The 19,145-nt window shown below is 61.6% G+C and carries 18 protein-coding genes and 1 other RNA gene; 11 read left to right on the plus strand and 8 right to left on the minus strand.

Annotation, left to right across the window (positions count from 1 at the left end; all coding sequences use genetic code 11):
• Positions 1 to 1,204 (minus strand): DNA polymerase III subunit gamma/tau (gene dnaX / locus PQR67_RS32985; protein ID WP_408466998.1); only part of this gene is annotated, 1,204 nt, incomplete at its 3' end.
• A 245-nt stretch (positions 1,205 to 1,449) separates the two neighbouring features.
• An RNA gene (gene ffs, locus PQR67_RS32990) (signal recognition particle sRNA small type) lies at positions 1,450 to 1,548 on the minus strand.
• Positions 1,549 to 1,993: 445 nt separating this feature from the next.
• Between ffs and trxA the strand changes: the two genes are divergently transcribed.
• The 8 genes from trxA to PQR67_RS33030 all read left to right on the plus strand — a co-directional run bounded on the left by trxA (position 1,994) and on the right by PQR67_RS33030 (position 10,860).
• Positions 1,994 to 2,320 (plus strand): thioredoxin TrxA, encoded by a 327-nt coding sequence (gene trxA / locus PQR67_RS32995; RefSeq protein WP_028196646.1) that lies wholly within the window; start codon positions 1,994 to 1,996, stop codon positions 2,318 to 2,320.
• A 250-nt stretch (positions 2,321 to 2,570) separates the two neighbouring features.
• Positions 2,571 to 3,839: a transcription termination factor Rho gene (gene rho, locus PQR67_RS33000; RefSeq protein WP_006048863.1), complete on the plus strand. Its 1,269-nt coding sequence runs from the start codon at positions 2,571 to 2,573 to the stop codon at positions 3,837 to 3,839.
• 180 nt (positions 3,840 to 4,019) lie between these two features.
• A complete protein-coding gene (locus PQR67_RS33005) occupies positions 4,020 to 4,541 on the plus strand; it encodes a MerR family transcriptional regulator (protein WP_408466999.1) in 522 nt (173 codons plus the stop codon).
• Positions 4,538 to 6,094 carry an MFS transporter gene (locus tag PQR67_RS33010; RefSeq protein WP_408467000.1) on the plus strand — a complete coding sequence of 519 codons (1,557 nt, stop codon included), beginning with the start codon at positions 4,538 to 4,540 and terminating at the stop codon, positions 6,092 to 6,094. The genes PQR67_RS33005 and PQR67_RS33010 overlap by 4 nt, the downstream gene beginning before the upstream one ends.
• Positions 6,095 to 6,109: 15 nt before the next feature.
• The gene (locus PQR67_RS33015) at positions 6,110 to 6,943 is read left to right on the plus strand and encodes a M90 family metallopeptidase (RefSeq protein WP_408467001.1); all 834 of its coding nucleotides are present in this window, start codon (positions 6,110 to 6,112) and stop codon (positions 6,941 to 6,943) included.
• A 233-nt stretch (positions 6,944 to 7,176) separates the two neighbouring features.
• Positions 7,177 to 7,443 (plus strand): type B 50S ribosomal protein L31, encoded by a 267-nt coding sequence (locus tag PQR67_RS33020; protein WP_175052239.1) that lies wholly within the window; start codon positions 7,177 to 7,179, stop codon positions 7,441 to 7,443.
• A gap of 277 nt (positions 7,444 to 7,720) precedes the next feature.
• On the plus strand, positions 7,721 to 9,478 hold the full coding sequence (locus PQR67_RS33025) for an ArnT family glycosyltransferase (RefSeq protein ID WP_408467002.1): 1,758 nt from the start codon (positions 7,721 to 7,723) through the stop codon (positions 9,476 to 9,478).
• Positions 9,479 to 9,480: 2 nt separating this feature from the next.
• Positions 9,481 to 10,860, plus strand: coding sequence for an MATE family efflux transporter (locus PQR67_RS33030; protein ID WP_408467003.1), 1,380 nt, complete (start codon positions 9,481 to 9,483; stop codon positions 10,858 to 10,860).
• A gap of 160 nt (positions 10,861 to 11,020) precedes the next feature.
• Here PQR67_RS33030 and PQR67_RS33035 read toward each other — a convergent pair whose 3' ends face one another.
• The gene (locus tag PQR67_RS33035; RefSeq protein ID WP_408467004.1) at positions 11,021 to 11,257 is read right to left on the minus strand and encodes a hypothetical protein; all 237 of its coding nucleotides are present in this window, start codon (positions 11,255 to 11,257) and stop codon (positions 11,021 to 11,023) included.
• On the opposite strand from PQR67_RS33035, the gene PQR67_RS33040 reads away from it, so the two are divergent.
• Positions 11,256 to 11,837 carry a ComEA family DNA-binding protein gene (locus PQR67_RS33040; RefSeq protein WP_408467005.1) on the plus strand — a complete coding sequence of 194 codons (582 nt, stop codon included), beginning with the start codon at positions 11,256 to 11,258 and terminating at the stop codon, positions 11,835 to 11,837. The two genes, PQR67_RS33035 and PQR67_RS33040, sit on opposite strands and share 2 nt — an antisense overlap.
• A 189-nt stretch (positions 11,838 to 12,026) precedes the next feature.
• The gene (locus PQR67_RS33045; RefSeq protein WP_175052233.1) at positions 12,027 to 12,455 is read left to right on the plus strand and encodes a YidB family protein; all 429 of its coding nucleotides are present in this window, start codon (positions 12,027 to 12,029) and stop codon (positions 12,453 to 12,455) included.
• 156 nt (positions 12,456 to 12,611) lie between these two features.
• Here the strand turns inward: PQR67_RS33045 and clpB are convergent, their stop codons facing one another.
• Positions 12,612 to 15,209: an ATP-dependent chaperone ClpB gene (gene clpB, locus PQR67_RS33050; protein WP_408467006.1), complete on the minus strand. Its 2,598-nt coding sequence runs from the start codon at positions 15,207 to 15,209 to the stop codon at positions 12,612 to 12,614.
• Between the two features lie 119 nt (positions 15,210 to 15,328).
• Complete coding sequence (locus tag PQR67_RS33055; RefSeq protein WP_408467007.1) at positions 15,329 to 15,826, minus strand: Rrf2 family transcriptional regulator; 498 nt, start codon at positions 15,824 to 15,826, stop codon at positions 15,329 to 15,331.
• Between the two features lie 302 nt (positions 15,827 to 16,128).
• Between PQR67_RS33055 and PQR67_RS33060 the strand changes: the two genes are divergently transcribed.
• On the plus strand, positions 16,129 to 16,677 hold the full coding sequence (locus PQR67_RS33060) for a group III truncated hemoglobin (RefSeq protein WP_408467008.1): 549 nt from the start codon (positions 16,129 to 16,131) through the stop codon (positions 16,675 to 16,677).
• A gap of 25 nt (positions 16,678 to 16,702) precedes the next feature.
• On the opposite strand, the gene moaE is transcribed toward PQR67_RS33060, so the two are convergent.
• From moaE to PQR67_RS33075, 3 genes are all read right to left on the minus strand, one after another.
• Complete coding sequence (gene moaE / locus PQR67_RS33065) at positions 16,703 to 17,179, minus strand: molybdopterin synthase catalytic subunit MoaE (RefSeq protein WP_408467009.1); 477 nt, start codon at positions 17,177 to 17,179, stop codon at positions 16,703 to 16,705.
• 70 nt (positions 17,180 to 17,249) lie between these two features.
• Positions 17,250 to 17,507: a molybdopterin converting factor subunit 1 gene (gene moaD, locus PQR67_RS33070; RefSeq protein ID WP_408467010.1), complete on the minus strand. Its 258-nt coding sequence runs from the start codon at positions 17,505 to 17,507 to the stop codon at positions 17,250 to 17,252.
• A 26-nt stretch (positions 17,508 to 17,533) separates the two neighbouring features.
• Positions 17,534 to 18,778: a molybdopterin molybdotransferase MoeA gene (locus PQR67_RS33075; RefSeq protein ID WP_408467064.1), complete on the minus strand. Its 1,245-nt coding sequence runs from the start codon at positions 18,776 to 18,778 to the stop codon at positions 17,534 to 17,536.
• Between the last annotated feature and the right edge of the window lie 367 nt (positions 18,779 to 19,145).

Here is a 19,145-nt window from a genome sequence, read left to right on the forward strand (position 1 = left end):
TTTTTTTTTTATAAGAGACTGGTTGCGCGGCGACCGCCGGCGCGCCGGCGCGCCTCGCGCCACCCGCCCCCGCCGGCCCCGCCGCACGCGCGGAAGCCGCACCGCCACCGCCGCCGGTAGGTGCCGGTTCGAACGCCAGCATGCGCAACAGCGTCATCGTAAAACCGGCGTATTCGTCGGGTGCGAGACCCAGTTCACTTCGGCCGATCGTCGCAATCTGATAGAACAGTTGCACCTGCTCGGCGCTCAATGCCTCGGCAAAACGGCGCAGATCGCCCGCTTCCGGCCATTCGTCCAGCACCGACGACGGCGCGAACTGCGCCCATGCGACTCGGTGCAACAAGCTCGCCAGATCCTGCAACGCCGTGGAAAACGACAGGCTGCGCAACGCCATCTCGTCCGCGACCGACAGCACGGCGGCGCCGTCGCCATCGGCAAGCGCGTCGAGCAGGCGAATCAGATAGCTTTGGTCGAGCGCGCCGAGCATGCCGCGCACCGCTTCTTCAGTCACCTGATTGGCCGAATAGGCGATGGCCTGGTCGGTTAGCGAGAGCGCATCGCGCATCGAGCCGTCGGCCGAGCGCGCGAGCAGGCGTAGCGCCTGGGCTTCGTAGGGCACCTTCTCTTCGCCGAGAATGTGCTCGAGATGCGACACGATATGTCCAGCCGGCATCTGCTTCAAATTGAACTGCAGACAGCGCGATAGCACCGTGACCGGAATCTTCTGCGGATCGGTAGTGGCAAGAATGAATTTGACGTGCGAGGGCGGTTCCTCCAGCGTCTTCAACATCGCGTTGAACGCGTGGTTGGTCAGCATGTGCACTTCGTCGATCATGTAGACCTTGAAGCGTGCATCGACCGGCGCGTAAACCGCGCGCTCCAGCAGCGCCGCCATTTCGTCGACACCGCGGTTACTCGCCGCGTCCATCTCGACATAATCGACAAAACGGCCTTCGTCGATCTCCCGGCACGCACGGCACACGCCGCACGGCGTGGAGGTCACGCCGGTTTCGCAGTTCAGCGCCTTGGCAAAGATGCGCGACAGCGTGGTTTTACCGACGCCGCGGGTGCCGGTAAACAGATAGGCGTGGTGCAGACGGCCACCGTCGAGCGCGTGCGTGAGCGCGCGCACCACGTGCTCCTGTCCGACGAGCGAAGCGAAATCCTTCGGTCGCCATTTGCGTGCGAGAACTTGATAGGTCATCCGGAAATTGTATCAGTAACGATGCCGCGCAAAACCGAATCGAGACGGCGCGCAAACGCGTGTTGCCGCTTCATTGAAACAGGCTAACGAACCGATAGAAAAAAATAGATGACGTGCGCGAGAAATGCCAATGCAACGGCCAATGCAGCGTCTGCGTGACAACGCCGGAGGCGAAACAGGGAATGGAAGCTGCGCTTGACAAAACGCGGATGAAAACAACGCGGATGAAAAACAGAAAAGAGGAAGGTGACGAGCCTGACCCTCGGCACTGGTGGAAAACGGCTGTGGCTGCTTCGTTCCCGACCTGACCAGGTTGACCATCCCTCCATGCGAGGAGGCCCGTCACGAAACATTCTATCATCGCTCGGCTCGTCGCGCGACTGTAAATACGAACAAACCGACATCGACGCGCCGAATCAGGCGCTTCGCTTCATATAGTGCAGTACCCCGGCGATACGCGTTCGACCTACTTGAGTTTGCGCTGTCAACCACCAGATAAGCTGCGTCGCGGTTGTTAAAACGAAGTGGCACATCACCGGCAGCCATCGGCCCCGCTACCCTTGATGAGTACTATCACCACCGGCAACGCATAGCGAATTAAGCTAAACTGCCGTACGGATGACCCGCAAACGCGAGCTTTTCACACATTTCGGGAATGGTCTTTCGACTTTTTCAGGCATGGGTTGGCAAGGCTCCGATTGCGGCAAAGCGAACGGAAGTTTCCCTAGATTTTGACGTATCGTGGCGAGCAATTCAGGCGGGCCTCGAACCGATAGAGGTATTCATACAATGAGCGAATCAATCAAGCATATTAGCGACGCATCGTTCGAACAGGACGTCGTGAAATCCGACAAACCCGTGCTGCTCGATTTCTGGGCTGAATGGTGCGGTCCGTGCAAGATGATCGCGCCGATCCTCGACGAAGTCGCCAAGGATTACGCCGATCGCCTGCAAATCGCCAAGATCAACGTCGACGAACATCAATCGACGCCGGCCAAGTTCGGCGTGCGCGGCATCCCCACGCTGCTGCTCTTCAAGAACGGTGCTGTCGCCGCGCAGAAGGTCGGCGCATTGTCGAAGTCGCAACTCACCGCGTTCCTCGACGGCAACCTGTAAACGGCGCATCAACGCCCGGCACGTCGGCGCGCCCCGGGTCCCTTGAGACCTTCAGGCGCGCAGTCTTAGGCGTGTTGTCCAGCGACAACACGCCTGATAAGAAAGATGCCATGCCGTCGCACTGGCGGAAATTGGCGTGTGCTATGCTAGAATCCGCAAAACGTCGAAAAGACGTGTAAGTCCTTGAGCGGTTCCGCTCACTCTCCTCCCAGATTTCATTTCGTCGCACCTTCTCCTGCGGGTTCTCCGTATGCATTTATCCGAGCTTAAGACTCTGCACGTGTCCGAATTGATCGAGATGGCCAATGGCCTCGAGATCGAAAGTGCAAACCGCCTGCGCAAGCAGGAATTGATGTTTGCGATTCTAAAAAAACGCGCCAAAACGGGCGACACGATCTTCGGCGACGGCACGCTCGAAGTGCTGCCGGACGGCTTCGGCTTCCTGCGTTCGCCGGAAACCTCGTATCTCGCCAGCACGGATGATATTTACATCAGCCCGTCGCAAATCCGCCGCTTCAACCTGCACACGGGCGACACGATCGAAGGCGAAGTGCGTACGCCCAAAGACGGCGAACGCTATTTCGCGCTGGTCAAGGTGGACAAGGTCAACGGCCAGCCGCCGGAAGCCTCGAAGCACAAGATCATGTTCGAAAACCTGACGCCGCTGCACCCGAACAAGGTGCTGCTGCTCGAACGTGAAATGCGTGGCGAGGAAAATGTCACGGGCCGCATCATCGACATGATCGCGCCGATCGGTAAGGGTCAGCGCGGCCTGCTGGTGGCGTCGCCGAAGTCCGGTAAGACCGTGATGCTGCAGCACATCGCGCACGCGATCAAACAGAATCACCCCGATGTCGTGCTGTTCGTGCTGCTGATCGACGAACGCCCGGAAGAAGTGACCGAAATGCAGCGCTCGGTGGCTGGCGAAGTGATCGCCTCCACGTTCGACGAACCGGCTGCGCGTCACGTGCAAGTCGCCGAAATGGTGATCGAAAAAGCCAAGCGCCTCGTCGAAATGAAGAACGACGTGGTGATTCTGCTCGACTCGATCACGCGTCTCGCGCGCGCGTACAACACCGTCGTGCCGGCCTCGGGCAAGGTGCTGACGGGTGGTGTCGACGCGAACGCGCTGCAACGCCCGAAGCGCTTCTTCGGCGCGGCGCGCAATATCGAGGAAGGCGGTTCGCTCACCATCATCGGCACGGCGCTGATCGAAACCGGCAGCCGCATGGACGACGTGATCTACGAAGAATTCAAGGGCACCGGCAACATGGAAGTGCACCTGGAGCGTCGCCTCGCTGAAAAGCGCGTCTACCCGTCGATCAACCTGAACAAGTCCGGCACGCGCCGTGAAGAATTGCTGATCAAGCCCGAAGTGCTGCAAAAGATCTGGGTGCTGCGCAAGTTCATTCACGACATGGACGAAGTCGAGTCGATGGAATTCCTGCTCGACAAGATTCGCCAGACGAAGAGCAACTCCGAGTTCTTCGACATGATGCGTCGTGGCGGCGGCAGCTAAAGCCTTACGCCGCAACAGTTGCACCCGCTGCACCGGATAGGAAAGCCGCTCGCCAGAAACGAGCGGCTTTTTTTCGTCCGTAAGGTTTCATCCGTAAAAGTCCGCGCTGGCGTGGCAACCTATACGTGAACGTACACGTTACAGTACAATGCCTTCCATCCGCCATGTTCGCCCTGCCTTATGTCGAAGGACACGCCCGCCCCGCTCACCGTACGCGACGCCGCCGAACGCCTGGGCGTCACACCACGCACGCTCAAGTACTACGAGGAACGCGGCCTCGTCGCGCCTACCCGCAGCGAAGGCCGCTATCGCCTTTATGACGAGGAAGACCTGAAACGCTTCGGCCGCATACTGCGCTTGCGTTCGCTCGGTTTTTCGCTGCACAGCATCACCGAAATGCTCAAGCGCCCGCTCGAACCGGTCGAGGGCGGTCATCGCTATTCCACCGAATCGCTGCAGCAGATTCGCGACGCCATCTCAGACCAGGTACAGGCGCTCGATGCCCGCATCGAAACAATGCGCCGCGAACTCAAGGAAGCGCAGAAACTGCGCGCCGAACTGAGTCCCGACCTCGACTATCTCGAACGGCGGCTCGCCGGCGAGAATGCGGACGCACTGCTCGAGCAGCGCCGAAACGCGCGCACCCAGGCAGGGACCGCACCGCTCGAGAAGCGCCCCAAAAAGCCGCGCGCACCCACATGAGCTCGACTTCGCCCCGCGTACCGCTGTTTAGCGCCGCAAAACTGCGCGGCGACTTTTTCCCATGGGTACTGGCTGTCGTCACCGGTCTCGACTACTTCGACAACGCGATCTTTTCGTTTTTCACCAGCTATATCGCGGGCGGCATCAACGCGTCGCCGGATGAACTGGTGTGGGCGTCGAGCGCCTATGCGGTGGCGGCGGTACTCGGCATCCTGCAACAGCAATGGTGGGTCGAACGCTTCGGTTACCGGCGTTACGTGGCCGGCTGCATGCTGCTCTACGCAGTTGGCGCGATCGCCGCCACATTGTGCGAATCGTCAATCGAACTCGCGTTCGCACGCGGCTTTCAGGGCTACTTCATCGGCCCGATGATGGGCACCTGCCGCATCCTGATCCAGATGAGCTTTACGCCACAGCAGCGCCCGTCGGCAACCCGTGCCTTTCTGGTGCTGATCGTGTTGAGCAGCGCGCTTGCGCCGCTGATCGGCGGCCTTCTGGTCGCGCATTTCGACTGGCGTGCGCTGTTCGCCTGCACCGCGCCGGCCGGCGTGCTGTTTGCCATCCTCGCCCTGCTCGCGCTGCCCGACACCGGCAACCGCTTGCCGGAGGAGCGCGGGGTGGCGCACTTCTGGCCTTATCTGATCTTCGCGTTCGCGCAAGGCGCGCTGCAAATCGTCATGCAACAAGTGCGGTTCCAGCTGTTCAGCGCCTCGCCGGGGCTGATTCTGCTGACGGTCGCCGGCATCGCCGCGCTCGGCTGGTTCGCGTACCAGCAATGGCACCATCCGGCGCCGCTGGTGCGCCTGCACGCCTTGCGCGAAAAAGTGTTTCAGGTCGGGATCGTGCTGTACATGTTCTACTACTACATCTCGACCGTATTCAGCTATCTGACGTCGCGCTTTCTCGAGAGCGGCCTCGGCTATCCGGTCGAGAATACCGGGCGGCTGGTCGGCGTGACGTCGTTGATTTCGGCCAGCGCGCTGTTCGTCTACCTGCGTTACGCGAAGCTCCTGCCGCGCAAGAAGTGGATCATCGTGCCGGGTTTCGCGGTGGCCGCATTCGCCGCGGCATGGATGACGCGCATGTCGCCGGACGTGGGCCAGGCCGCGCTGATCGTGCCCATGCTGCTGCGCGGGCTGCTACTGTTGTTCATCGTGCTGCCGGTCGCCAATCTGACATTTAGAATCTTCGCTATCGAAGAATTCACGCACGGCTACCGGCTGAAAAACATCGTGCGGCAACTGACGATCTCGTTCGCGACGGCCTCGGTGATCATCGTCGAGCAGCATCGGCAGGCGCTGCATCAGGCGCGCCTCGCGGAGTTCGTGAATCCGTACAATCCAGTGTTCCAGAATTCGCTCGCGGCACTCACGCGCGGTTTCAGCGCAGCCGGCCGCTCGCCATCGGAGGCGCATTCGCTTGCGATCGTGGAAATCAGCCGGACGGTCACGCAGCAAGCCAGTTTCCTGAGCTCGCTGGACGGCTTCTACTTTCTGATTGGCATTGCGATATGCGGCGGCATTTTCGCCGCGTGGCAAAAACAGATCGACTAAGGGTTTCATCAGGCCATGCTCTCGAAACTCACCCAATGGCTCGGCACGCGCCGCCGCGACCGCGCGTTGCGCGACTATGCGATCGAGGACACCCTCTGGCAGGCCACGCTCGACGGCCTGCCGTTCCTCGCCCACCTCGAGGCGCCGGATCGCGTACGTCTGCGCGAGCTGACCAGTCTTTTCATTGCGCAGAAGGAATTTTCAACCGCGCACGAACTCGAGCTGACCGACGCCATGACCGTGGCGATCGCCGCGCAGGCATGTTTGCCGGTGTTGAACCTGAGCCTCGATCTGTATCGCGGCTGGGTCGGCGTGATCGTCTATCCAGGCGAGTTCGTGATCCGCAAGACAGTCGAGGACGAAGACGGCGTGGTGCACGAGGTCGAGCAGGACGCGAGCGGCGAAGCATGGGAAGGCGGCCCGGTGGTGTTGTCGTGGGAAGACGCGCAGATGACCGGCGGCACGGACGCCTATAACGTCGTGATTCACGAATTCGCGCACAAGATCGACATGCTGAACGGCGAGGCGGACGGCCATCCGCCGCTCATGCGCCGCTGGCATGCACCGCTCGATTCACAGGCATGGGCCGACATTTTCGACCAGGCCTACGACCACTTCTGCGCCAGGGTAGACGCGGTGCCGGATAGGCGCTGGGCCCGTTTCGAGCGTGATTCGTTGATCGATCCGTACGCAGCGGACCACCCATCGGAATTTTTTGCCGTTTGCAGTGAAGCCTTATTCGTCCAGCCGCAGGCCTTCGAGGCCGAGTATCCCGAGCTGTATCGTTTGCTGGCGAGGTATTACCGCCAGGATCCTGCGCGGGTCGGATTGGTGTTCGCTCCGGCCTGAGGCCCGCCGCACAAGGGCAACCACGTGACACGCGGCACGGACAATGAACGGGCGAAGCGACGGAGAAAGCCATGCCCAACACCGCGAAAAAGGGTCTAGAAAGGTCGTCAAGCGACTGATTTTCTGGCATAATCGCCGTTTTTCGACCATAGGCAAGTGGCTCGCGCCTAGATGCTGTCCGCATTTATAGCGGCTGCACGCGGGTTGGCTACCGCCAGATTAAAGGAAAGACCATGAAAGAAGGCATTCACCCGGATTACCGCGAAGTCCTGTTCATCGACATGTCGATCGACTTCAAGTTTGTGACGCGCTCGACCATCCTGACGCGTGAAACCGGCGAATTCAACGGCAAGACCTACCCGCTCGCCAAGATCGAAGTGTCGTCGGAATCGCATCCGTTCTACACCGGCCAACAAAAGATCATGGACACGGCAGGCCGCGTCGAGAAGTTCAACAAGAAGTTCGGCTCGCGCGCTACCGGCAAGGCAGCAGCGAAGTAATACGCGTATCGTCGCCGGCCTTGGCCTGCAACGATACAGCAGCAAAAAAGGGCAGCGCAAGCTGCCCTTTTTTGTCGCCCTATTCCGGACACCCGGATGCGAAGCGTCGCCCGTTGCGACGCCGTGTTACAGGCATCCCATCCACGTTGCGAGCCGTTACTGGTCGTGACGCGCATCGCACGGCACGACTACAATGCCGGATGCTCCAAACTGGCCATTCCCGCCGGACATTCCATCCGGTCCCGGCTGCACCGCTTATCCGATATCCACACACCGCATGAGACCTGTCGTTCGCCTCACTGCCTCTGCGACCAGTGCATTGCCGCGCTGGCTGCTGCTGACCATCTGTATCGTCTACGCATTTTTTGGCCTGTTCGGCCGGGATCCGTGGAAGAACGAGGATGCAGCCGGCTTCGGCGTCATGTGGACGATGGCCAACGGCACCGCGCACGACTGGCTGCTGCCGAATCTGGTCGGCAAGTACATGACGGAAGACGGTCCCCTCGGTTACTGGCTCGGCGCCGGCGCGATTCGCGCGCTCGCGCCCTGGGTCGACGCGAGCAACGCGTCACGCGTGTTTACCGGCCTGCTGTTTTGCGCGGCCTGCGCGTTTGTCTGGTATGCCGCCTACCTGCTCGGCCGGCGCGCCGAAGTGCAGCCGTTCAAATACGCATTCGGCGGCGAACCGGAGCCGCGCGACTACGGCCGCACCCTCGCCGACGGCGCACTGCTGATCCTGCTCGCCTGCTTCGGCCTTGCCGAACGCGGCCACGAAACCACGCCTCAGCTAGCGCAGTTCTTCGGCATCGCCATGCTCGTTTATGGGCTCGTGCGGATGATCGACAAGCCGATCCAGGGCGCGCTGATCTGGGGGCTGGCGCTCGGCCTCGTGGCGCTCTCCAGCAGTCCGGTGCTGGTCGGCGCGCTGTTGCTCGGCACCCTGGCGATGGCGCTGATCGTGCGCGAGGCGCGTTCGCGCTGGCTGCTGCTGGCCGGTTTGCCGGTAGCGCTCGTGCTCTCGGTCGCGTGGCCGATCGCCGCGCTCGCCGCCTTTCCCGACGACGCTGTCTGGTACCTGAATCAGTGGGTGCACGTCAGCCTGTCGTCGTTCGCCGGGCCGCCCGGCTCGGTGGCCGCCTACGCGCTCAAGAATCTGCCGCTCTTCACCTGGCCGGCCTGGCCGCTGGCGCTCTGGGCATGGTTCAGCTGGTCAGGCCTGCGGCGCGCACCGCACGTCGCGATTCCGCTGTCGGTGATCGGGCCGTTACTCGTTCTGGTCGTGTTGCAGAGTCATCAGTCGAACCGGCTTTACATGCTGTTGCTGCCGCCGCTCACGGTACTCGCCACCTTCGCGCTGCCCACGCTCAAACGCGGCGCGATCAACGCGATCGACTGGTTCGCGCTGTTGAGCTTCACGATCCTCGGCAGCTTCGTCTGGCTGGTGTACATTGCCGGGCTGACCGGCTTCCCGTATCCGCTCGCGCGCAACCTCGCGCGTCTCGCGCCGGGTTTTGCCCCGCAGTTCAAGATCCTGTCGTTCGTGTGCGCGGTGGCCGTGACGATCTGCTGGTTCGTTCTGGTGCAATGGCGTCTGGCCCGTCATCCTAAAGTCCTGTGGCGCAGCGTGGTGCTCTCGAGCGCCGGCACGACGCTGATGTGGGTGCTCCTGATGACGCTGTGGCTACCGGTCGTCAACTACAGCCGAACCTATAAGGACGTCGCCGAACAGATCGCAAGTCATCTGCCGGACGACTACACCTGCATCTCGCCGGTACGCCTCGGCAACGCGCAAATCGCGACTTTCGCCTATTTCGGCGACATGCATTTCTCCTTCAACCAGGATTGCGACGTGATCCTGCGTCAGGACACCCAGGATTTCGGCGACCCGAGCGCGATGTCGGACTTCATCTGGAAGCTGGTGTGGGAAGGCCGCCGCGTGGCCGATCGCGACGAACGCTTCCGCCTGTATGTGCGGATCGACCGTCCGAAGCCGCCGGCTATCAAGCGCCGCAACTGGCATAAGAAGCAGGACTGAGCATGTTCGCCGACGTACGGAAAATCGCCGGGCTCGCATGGCCCGTGCTGATCGGCCAGTTGGCGATCATCGCGTTCGGCGTGATCGACACGGCGATGGTCGGCCGCTATTCGGCCGTCGATCTTGCCGCGCTCGGCCTCGGCTCGTCGATCTATATTTCCGTCTACATCGGTCTGACCGGCATCCTGACCGCGCTGCAACCGATCACCGCACAGCTCTATGGCGCGCGCCGGTACCTCGAGATCGGCGAAGAAGTGCGCCAGTCCTTGTGGCTCGCGCTCGCATTGACCGTGATTGGCTTTCTGATTCTCTACTTTCCGGGGCCGGTTCTGCAGGTCGCGCGCGTGCCCGAAGCGCTGCATGAGCGTACGGTCGCCTATCTGCAGATTCTGGCGTTCGGCTTGCCGGCCGGCCTCGCCTTTCGCGTCTACAGTTCGATCACCAATGCGGTGGGCAAACCGCGGCTCGTGATGATCCTGCAGATCGGCGCGCTGCTGCTCAAATTTCCGCTCAACACGTGGTTCATCTTTGGCGGACTCGGCGTGCCGGCGCTCGGCGGACCCGGTTGCGCACTCGCCAGCACCGCGATCAACTGGGGGCTGGCTGTGGTTGGGATGCTGCTGTTGACGCGTGTCCACGTCTTCAAGCCATTTGGGATCTTCGCGCACTTCTGCTGGCCGGTCTGGCGCCGCCAGGCGGCGCAGCTGCGTCTGGGCATTCCGATGGGTCTGTCGTACCTGATCGAAGTCACCTCGTACACGTTCATGGCGCTCTTCATTGCGCGCTTCGGCACGACCACGCTCGCCGGACACCAGATCGCCGGCAACATCGGCGCGGTGCTCTATATGACACCGCTGTCGATCGGCATCGCCTCGTCGACGCTGGTCGCCCAGGCGCTCGGCGCGCATCGCCCGGAAGCGGCGCGCACGCTGTCGCGGCACGGCATCATGATGGCCGTGGCGATCGCCTGCTGCTATGGCGCGATCGTGCTGGTGTTGCGGCCGTACGTGATCGAAGGCTATACGCCGAATGCGCAGGTCGCGGCGGCGGCCATGCCGCTGGTGTTGATCGTCGTGTGCTACCACCTGTTCGATGCGTTGCAGATCACCACCGCGTTCGTGCTGCGCGCGTACAAGGTGGCCGTCGTGCCGACCGTTATCTACGCGGTTGCGCTATGGGGCGTGGGGCTCGGCGGCGGATATCTGCTCGGCTTCAATGTCTCCGGCACCACGCCGCAATGGCTGACCGGCGCGCGCGGTTTCTGGGTTGCCAATACGCTCAGTCTCGCGATTGCCGGCATCGGTTTGCTGTTGTACTGGCGTGGCGTGAGCAAGCGGTATCTACGCGCCGAGGCAGTGGTCAGGGTGGATTCGGCGACTTGACGGGGTGGCTCGCGCTCGACCGATCTGCTGGATTCAATCGCCGATGGTGAGTGCTTTTGACATTTTCGACATGGTGGAACTCAGGTTAGGACTTCGAGTGCACTCCAAGTCAAGTGGAAGACGCTGTCATTTGTCCGCGATTTGTTCGCGCCGTCATTATTTACGGTGAACCGCATTGATCGATAAACTCATAACGGCTCAATCGCCAGGCAAAATCTTCAAATATTGTCCAGCCTGATTTACTTGTCACGAATCGATCGGTATAAATCGTCGGCGTTTGCAAATAAGGGCGCGCAATTTGTTCTATGCTTAAGCGCAGTGTCTGCTGACAGGCTGCGTCGCCCCGGATTTTCCCTTTGCGGCTAACTTTTTTTGCCCTCAATGGAGTGCTTGCCATGCTGAAGAAGCTTTTGATGCTTTGCGTTGCCTTGGCTTTGTCGCTGTCGGCCGGATTTGCGGCGGCCGTCGAAGTGAATTCCGCCGATCAGGCGGCGCTCGAATCGGTCAAGGGTATCGGCCCGGTGCACGCGAAAGCAATCATCGACGAACGTACCAAGAACGGCCCCTTCAAGGATGCCGATGATCTCGCAACCCGCGTCAAGGGCCTCGGCACCAAATCGGTGAGCAATCTCGAGACTGCAGGCTTGACCGTCAACGGCTCGTCCACGCCGCCTACGGGCGCCAAGGCTGCCGCGAAGTCCACCAGTACCGCTACGACCAAGGCAGCCCCGGCAGCCGCACCCGCGGCCACCACCGCAGCCACAACCATGGCACCGGCGGCGCCTGCCGAGGCATCGGGCACCAAGGCTTCGAAGTCGAAGAAAAAGAGCAAGGCGGCTGATGCGGCGGCAGCTTCCGCGCCGGCCACGACGGCCGCTGCCAGCGCGCCTGCCGACGCGTCCGGCACCAAGGCCTCGAAGAAAAAGGCCAAGAAGAGCAAGGCTGCATCGGCTGCGGCAGCCTCTGGCGGCGCTTAAAGCAGGTCAAGCGCCAAGGTAGAGCGACGGTAGCACGGCGGCTGAGTGGATCACATACGCTACACGCATGATGAAAGCCCAGGCGCCGCTCCGCTCCCATCCGCCCGCCTTCCACTGGCGCCGCGCGACCGCGCGGCGTTTTCACCCGCTGACTCGTCGAACACGGGTTGGCATTCAAGAGAGACCGTCATGAGCCTACTCGACACTATCGGTTCCCTGGTTGGCAAATCGCCTGAAGGCGGCGGCCAGCAAGCCCTCGTTTCAGCCGCGCTGGAATTCGTCAATAACCAGCCGGGCGGCCTGAACGGCCTGATTAGCAGCTTCAAGGAAAAGGGCCTCGGCGACGTCGTGTCGTCGTGGGTCAGCAACGGCGAGAACCAGGCGATCTCGCCCGACGCCCTGCACAGCGTGCTTGGGTCGGACGTTGTCACCAACCTCGCGGCGAAGGCCGGCGTGCAGCCGGACCAGGTCACCGGCCTGCTGTCGCAGATCCTGCCGCACGTCGTCAACGCGGCAACGCCAGACGGCGAAGTCCCTGCTGAAGGCAAGCTGAATTCGACGACCGTGCTGGGCGCGCTCGGCGGCCTGTCGGCGTTGTTCGGTAAGGGCAACGCGTAAGCTGCGTCGCCCGCGTTACTGCCTGCGTTACTGCCTGAAAGCAGACAAAAAAAGCGGCAACGAAGTCACCTTCGTTACCGCTTTTTAACATTGGCCGGAACGGCCCAATCGCTGCCGTTCCGTAGCTAGCCCAACGCGTCTCGCTTAGCTCACGGCTTAGTGCACGACGCGGTCGAATACCAGTTGACCGCCTTCCACTTCGACCGGAATCACGTCCTTCGGACCGAACTTGCCGGCCAGAATCAGCTTGGCGACCGGGTTCTCGATCTCCTGCTGGATCGCGCGCTTCAACGGCCGTGCCCCGAACAGCGGATCGTAGCCGACCTTGCCGATGTGCTCGAGCGCCGCGTCCGACACCACCAGTTGCATGTCGAGTTTGGCGAGCCGTTCGTGCAGACGCTGCAACTGAATCCGCGCGATCGACTGGATGTTCGAGCGGTCAAGCGCATGGAACACCACAACGTCGTCGATCCGGTTCAGGAATTCGGGCCGGAAGTGCAGCTTCACTTCTTCCCAGACTGCGTCCTTCACCGCTTCCTGCGGCTCGCCGACCATGGCCTGAATCACCTGCGAACCTAGGTTCGACGTCATCACGATCACCGTGTTCTTGAAGTCCACCGTACGACCCTGTCCATCGGTCATCCGGCCGTCATCGAGCACCTGCAGCAGGACGTTGAACACGTCCGGGTGCGCCTTCTCGATTTCGTCGAGCAGGATCACGCTGTAGGGCTTGCGGCGCACGGCTTCGGTCAGGTAACCGCCTTCTTCGTAGCCGACGTAGCCCGGTGGCGCGCCGATCAACCGCGCGACACTGTGCTTCTCCATGAATTCACTCATGTCGATACGGATCAGATGATCTTCCGAATCGAACAGGAACGACGCCAGCGCCTTGCACAACTCGGTCTTACCCACACCGGTCGGCCCGAGGAACAGGAACGAGCCATACGGCCGGTTCGGATCGGACAGGCCCGCACGCGAACGGCGAATCGCATCGGCCACCGCAGTGATCGCTTCGTCCTGACCGACCACACGGTCGTGCAGCTTCTCTTCGATCTGCAGCAGCTTCTCGCGCTCACCTTGCATCATGCGCGACACGGGGATGCCCGTTGAGCGCGAGACGACTTCCGCGATTTCCTCTGCGCCCACCTGGGTGCGCAACAGACGCGGCCGGGTCGGGTTGTTCTGCTCCTGCGCTTCGGCCTTGGTCACTTCCTTCAACTGCGCTTCGAGACCCGGCAGCTTGCCGTACTGCAACTCGGCGACCTTCTCGAGCTTGCCTTCACGCTGCAAGCGCGTGATTTCCGCACGCGTTTTTTCGATGTCTTCCTTCAGTTGCGCGCTGCCCTGCACCGCCGCTTTTTCCGCGGTCCAGATTTCTTCGAGGTCCGAATATTCGCGATCCAGCCGCTCGATTTCTTCTTCGATCAGTTGCAAACGCTTCTGCGACGCTTCGTCTTTTTCCTTCTTGACGGCTTCGCGCTCGATCTTCAACTGGATCAAACGACGGTCGAGCCGGTCCATCTCTTCCGGCTTCGAATCGATTTCCATCTTGATCTTCGAAGCGGCTTCGTCGATCAGATCGATGGCCTTGTCCGGCAAAAAACGATCGGTGATATACCGATGCGACAATTCGGCCGCGGCGACGATCGCGGGGTCGGTGATATCGACGCCGTGATGCAGCTCGTACTTCTCCTGCAAGCCGCGCAGGATCGCAATGGTTGCCTCGACCGACGGTTCGTCGACCAGCACCTTCTGGAAGCGGCGTTCGAGCGCGGCGTCCTTTTCGATGTACTTGCGGTATTCGTCGAGCGTGGTGGCGCCGACGCAATGCAGTTCGCCGCGCGAAAGCGCCGGCTTGAGCATATTGCCCGCGTCCATCGCGCCTTCGGCCTTGCCTGCGCCGACCATCGTATGAATTTCGTCGATGAAGACGATGGTCTGGCCTTCGTCCTTCGCGATGTCGTGCAGCACGGCCTTCAGGCGTTCTTCGAACTCGCCGCGGTATTTCGCGCCGGCCAGCAACGCCGCCATGTCCAACGACAGCACACGCTTGCCTTTCAGCGTTTCCGGCACTTCGCCGTTGACGATACGCTGCGCGAGACCTTCGACAATCGCGGTCTTGCCCACGCCCGGCTCGCCGATCAGCACCGGGTTGTTCTTGGTGCGGCGCTGCAGGATCTGGATTGAACGGCGGATTTCGTCGTCCCGGCCGATCACGGGGTCGAGCTTGCCCGCCCGCGCCCGCTCGGTCAGATCGACGGTGTACTTTTTCAGCGCTTCACGCTGGCTTTCGGCGTCCTGGCTATGCACCTGCGAACCGCCACGCACCGCCGCGATTGCGCTTTCCAGCGACTTGCGCGACAGACCGTGCTGGCGCGCCAGGCGGCCGGCCTCGCCTTTATCGTCGGCGACCGCTAGCAGGAACATCTCGCTCGCGATGAACGTGTCGTCGAGTTTTTGCGCTTCCTTGTCCGCCTGGTTCAACAAGCCGGTCAGCTCGCGGCCGATCTGCACGTTGCCGTCGGTGCCCTGCACTTGCGGCAGGCGCGTGATGGCATCGTTCAGCGCGGTTTGCAGCGCCTGGACGTGCACGCCCGCCCGCGAGAGCAGCGAACGCGCCGAACCGTCCTGCTGGGCGACGAGCGCCGAGAGGACATGAACCGGTTCGATGTATTGATTGTCGCGACCGACCGCGAGACTCTGCGCGTCGGCCAATGCTTCCTGGAATTTAGTGGTAAGTTTGTCGATTCTCATCAAGAGACCTCCAATTTCGATTACCACCAAATTGAGGCGTTTTACGCAGGTTTCAAGCGCTTTTTTGCAACCGGGAGCAACTATTTAACATTTCACGCGAGAGAACTTGCCGCCCGGTTTCAACTGAGCGGCGCTGCATCGCCGACAGACGCGACCGGCACGATCGGGATGACGGTGCTTAAACCAAGCAGCGCAGCCAGCGGAGCATGCGGTTGCGCAACATCGCCAATGGTATGGCGGTCGAGTTCTGCGAGGAATGCATTGCGTGCCGCCTCAAACGCGCTGCGCAGACGGCAATGCGATGTAATGACACAGCCGCGCTGCTCACCATGCTGATCCGGAAAACAGTTGACCAGCGCAAAGTCGCTTTCCGTGGCCCGCACAATCTCCCCCACGGTCAAAGTACTGGTTCGTTCGGCCAGACGCAGTCCGCCGTTACGCCCACGCACGGTCTCGACCCAGCCGAGTTCGCCGAGTTGCTGGACCACCTTCATCAGATGGTTTTTGGAAATCCCGTACGCGTCCGAGATGTCCTGGATGGTCGATAAGCCATCGCCGCGAACAGCAAGGTACAACAGGACGCGCACTGAGTAATCCGTATAGTCGGTCAGTCTCATAAGTGCAGGTGCCACGATGAGCGCAAGCCGCGATCCTCGGATGACCGCGTTGATGCGAGGGTTGCCGGGGCCGCCGCTGCGCCTTAAGATGCAGGCGCTACGCATATTTTATTATTTTGCGCTGACAGCCGGTGTTTGTCTTTCGGCAGTAATGGTAGCGCTTCCTGCATAGGCCATTTATGCGAAAAGCGGGTTATTCGTGGCCTACTTTCGCCTGTTTGGATGGGGCTTGAGGCCATTTCTGACAGTCTGTGGCGTCGCGTGGCGATTCAGAATGAATAACCGCATTATCTGGAATTAGCATGAATCCGTCTTTTCCCGCTGCACCGGTTGTCGAACGCGCCGCCGAACCTACCGAGGCGAATGTTCGCGAGCTCGTCTACGGCTTTTACGACCGCGTGCGCGCCGACCCGCTGCTTGGCCCGGTGTTCGACGCAACGCTTGCGGGCCGTTGGGACGATCACTTGCCCAAAATGTGCACCTTCTGGGGCAGTCTCGTGCTGGGCGCAAAGCAATACCGCGGCAACGTGCAGCAGGCGCACCAACCGCTCGAAGGCATCGAGCCGCAGCATTTCAGCCGCTGGCTGTATCTGTTTCTGGATACGGTGGAGTCGCGCTATCAGCCGGCTGCGGCGGTTCGCTTCATGGAACCGGCGCTGCGGATCGCGCAGAGTTTGCAGTTGAGCCGCTTCGGCTGGGATTACAAGATTCCGGAGGAGCAACAGGCGTTGCTGGAACGCGTCGCGCCAAAGCGACGTCCGTCTGACGACGAACATGCCGCAGGCGTTGCCACGCGGCCACCTGGCGAACCGTTTCCGGCGCGAATCATTGGGACAGTCAAAGACGATTGATACGGGCGTTTGACAGGCACGCGCCCTAATCCTCCGCCTGGCTACCCGTTTCGATGCCCCATCTGGCCAGCGCCGCGTCATCGGCAACGCGGGCGTCGACCCAGCGCTCGCCTTCTTCTGTCTTCTCTTTCTTCCAGAACGGCGCCTGGGTCTTCAGGTAATCCATTACGAACTCGCACGACGCAAAGGCGTCGCCCCGATGGGCAGCGGTGGTCGCCACCAGCACAATCTGGTCAAGCGGGTAAAGCTTGCCGACCCGATGCACGATCAGCACCTCGATCCCCGGCCAACGCTCGCGCGCGCTCACGACGATCGCTTCCAGCGACTTCTCCGTCATGCCCGGATAGTGTTCGAGCTCCATGGTTTCGACCGCGCTGCCGTCGTTCAGATCGCGCACAGTGCCGACAAAACAGGCCACCGCGCCGATCTTCGGATTGCGCGCACGTAACGCGGCGACCTCGGCGGTGAGGTCGAAGTCTTCCGTCTGGACGCGAACGGGCATCTCTGGCTCCTGTGCGGTTTGGCGAGGGTTGCTTATACCAAGCGCGGTTCCTGGCGGCTATCCGGGCGATTCACCCGCCGGTGACGGGCGGGAAGAACGCGACTTCGCAATTTTCGGTGATGCGCGTGCCGGCATCGGTCATGACGTGATTGCAGGCCATGCGCAGCGCGCGCCCCTCGGCGAGGGTGTCGGCCCAGATGCCGCCGCGGGCGCGCAACCAGCCGCGCACGTCGCCGACGGTCGCGATGCCATCGGGCACGTCCACTGATTCGTCGGCGGTTTCGAGCGCTTCGCGCACACTTGCAAAATATCGGAGTTGAATCTTCATCGGGAAACCACCGGCGGTTGCCGGCCTCAGTTCAGCAATTCAGAAAAGGGAATGAAACGCACGGTCTCGCCGATGCTGATTGCGTGGTTCGGCGGATTGTCGATCAGGCCGTCGCCCCATACGGTCGATGTCAGTACCGCTGAACTCTGATTCGGAAACAGATCGAGGCCGCCGGCCGCGTTGATACGCGCGCGCAGGAATTCGTTGCGACGGTCAGCCTTTTTCTGCGTGAAATCGGCGCGAAGCGACAGCGCGCGCGGCGCCACCGTCCGCATACCGGCCAGAAGCAGGACGAACGGGCGAACGAATAGCAAGAAGGTCGCGAAGCTGGAGACCGGATTGCCCGGCAGGCCGATGAAGAACGTTTCGGCCGATGCCGCCGCATCATCTGTCTCTGCCTGCTGCGCGGCCCGGCGCACGGCCCCGAACGCGAGCGGCTTGCCCGGTTTCATTGCGATCTGCCACATCGACAGACGCCCTTCCGCCTCGACTGCCGGCTTGACGTGATCTTCCTCGCCGACTGACACGCCGCCGCAGGTGAGGATCAGATCGTGCGCAAGCGCTGCTTCGCGCAACGTGGCGCGAGTCGCGTCGAGCTTATCGGGGACGATGCCGTAGTCGGTGACGTCACAACCCAGGTTTTCCAGCAGCCCGCGCAGCGTGAAACGGTTCGAGTTGTAGATCGCACCGGGTTTCAGCGGCTCGCCAGGCATGGTCAGTTCGTCCCCGGTGAAAAACACGGCGACTTTTACGCGGCGGCGCACCTGGAGTTCGGCGCAGCCGACGGAGGCGGCGAGCCCTAAGGCTTGCGGCGTCAGGCGTGTGCCCGCCGGCAGGATGATCGAGCCGCTGCGGATGTCGGCGCCTTGGGCTGTGATCCATTCGCCCGGTGCCGGGCTATGGAGAATGGTGACTTCGTTGCCGGTGGCCTCGGTTTGTTCCTGCATCACAATGGCGTCGGCGCCCGGCGGCACCGTGGCGCCTGTGAAGATGCGGGCTGCTGTGCCTGGCTTTAATGCCTCGGGCGCGTGGCCGGCTGGAATGCGCTGCGAGATCGGCAAGCGGCGGTTGCCGTCCGATGTTGTCAGATCGTCGGTGCGGATCGCGTAGCCGTCCATTGAACTGGTGTTCATTGGGGGAACGTCGAGCGGCGAAATGACGTCCGCCGATAGCACGCGGTTGAGTGCTTCCAGCGTGGGGATCGATTCAGTGCCGGTGATTGGGCTCGCTGCGCTGAGCAGGGTCGCCAACGCTTCGGCAGTGGAGAGCATCGGAGCGCGGGGCGTTGGAGTGGACATCTTTCTGGTCTCGAAGCCGCGGGGTTAAAGGAATATTGTAGCGGTCGATCGCGATGGTCGGTGGGGGGGCTGGGGTTATGGTGGGGTTTTTTGCCTTTGGCGGTTTGGGGGTGTATGCCTTGGGCGTTGGGCGTTGGCCTTTCCTTGCTTTGTTTGTGGTCTATTAGCGTCGCCCCTGTGCGGGGCGGCACTTACTTTCTTTGCCGCCGCAAAGAAAGATAAGCAAAGAAAGCGGCTTCACACCGCCAGCTTATAAGCGGGTCCCCCGCACAGTCACGGTAGTGGTGCATCTGGAATCCGTGCTCTCGCACACTCCGCGTCTGTGGCACAGCAGTCATGC

The sequence above is a fragment of the Paraburkholderia fungorum genome, from assembly GCF_046026025.1.
Taxonomy (GTDB): domain Bacteria; phylum Pseudomonadota; class Gammaproteobacteria; order Burkholderiales; family Burkholderiaceae; genus Paraburkholderia; species Paraburkholderia fungorum_E.

Bases quoted from the DNA above. Each gene is read 5' to 3' on its own strand.
- trxA (WP_028196646.1), top strand. From the start codon at position 1,994: ATGAGCGAATCAATCAAGCATATTAGCGACGCATCGTTCGAACAGGAC.
- rho (WP_006048863.1), top strand. From the start codon at position 2,571: ATGCATTTATCCGAGCTTAAGACTCTGCACGTGTCCGAATTGATCGAG.
- PQR67_RS33005 (WP_408466999.1), top strand. From the start codon at position 4,020: ATGTCGAAGGACACGCCCGCCCCGCTCACCGTACGCGACGCCGCCGAA.
- PQR67_RS33010 (WP_408467000.1), top strand. From the start codon at position 4,538: ATGAGCTCGACTTCGCCCCGCGTACCGCTGTTTAGCGCCGCAAAACTG.
- PQR67_RS33015 (WP_408467001.1), top strand. From the start codon at position 6,110: ATGCTCTCGAAACTCACCCAATGGCTCGGCACGCGCCGCCGCGACCGC.
- PQR67_RS33020 (WP_175052239.1), top strand. From the start codon at position 7,177: ATGAAAGAAGGCATTCACCCGGATTACCGCGAAGTCCTGTTCATCGAC.
- PQR67_RS33025 (WP_408467002.1), top strand. From the start codon at position 7,721: ATGAGACCTGTCGTTCGCCTCACTGCCTCTGCGACCAGTGCATTGCCG.
- PQR67_RS33030 (WP_408467003.1), top strand. From the start codon at position 9,481: ATGTTCGCCGACGTACGGAAAATCGCCGGGCTCGCATGGCCCGTGCTG.
- PQR67_RS33040 (WP_408467005.1), top strand. From the start codon at position 11,256: ATGCTGAAGAAGCTTTTGATGCTTTGCGTTGCCTTGGCTTTGTCGCTG.
- PQR67_RS33035 (WP_408467004.1), bottom strand. From the start codon at position 11,257: ATGGCAAGCACTCCATTGAGGGCAAAAAAAGTTAGCCGCAAAGGGAAA.
- PQR67_RS33045 (WP_175052233.1), top strand. From the start codon at position 12,027: ATGAGCCTACTCGACACTATCGGTTCCCTGGTTGGCAAATCGCCTGAA.
- clpB (WP_408467006.1), bottom strand. From the start codon at position 15,209: ATGAGAATCGACAAACTTACCACTAAATTCCAGGAAGCATTGGCCGAC.
- PQR67_RS33055 (WP_408467007.1), bottom strand. From the start codon at position 15,826: ATGAGACTGACCGACTATACGGATTACTCAGTGCGCGTCCTGTTGTAC.
- PQR67_RS33060 (WP_408467008.1), top strand. From the start codon at position 16,129: ATGAATCCGTCTTTTCCCGCTGCACCGGTTGTCGAACGCGCCGCCGAA.
- moaE (WP_408467009.1), bottom strand. From the start codon at position 17,179: ATGCCCGTTCGCGTCCAGACGGAAGACTTCGACCTCACCGCCGAGGTC.
- moaD (WP_408467010.1), bottom strand. From the start codon at position 17,507: ATGAAGATTCAACTCCGATATTTTGCAAGTGTGCGCGAAGCGCTCGAA.
- PQR67_RS33075 (WP_408467064.1), bottom strand. From the start codon at position 18,778: ATGCTCTCCACTGCCGAAGCGTTGGCGACCCTGCTCAGCGCAGCGAGC.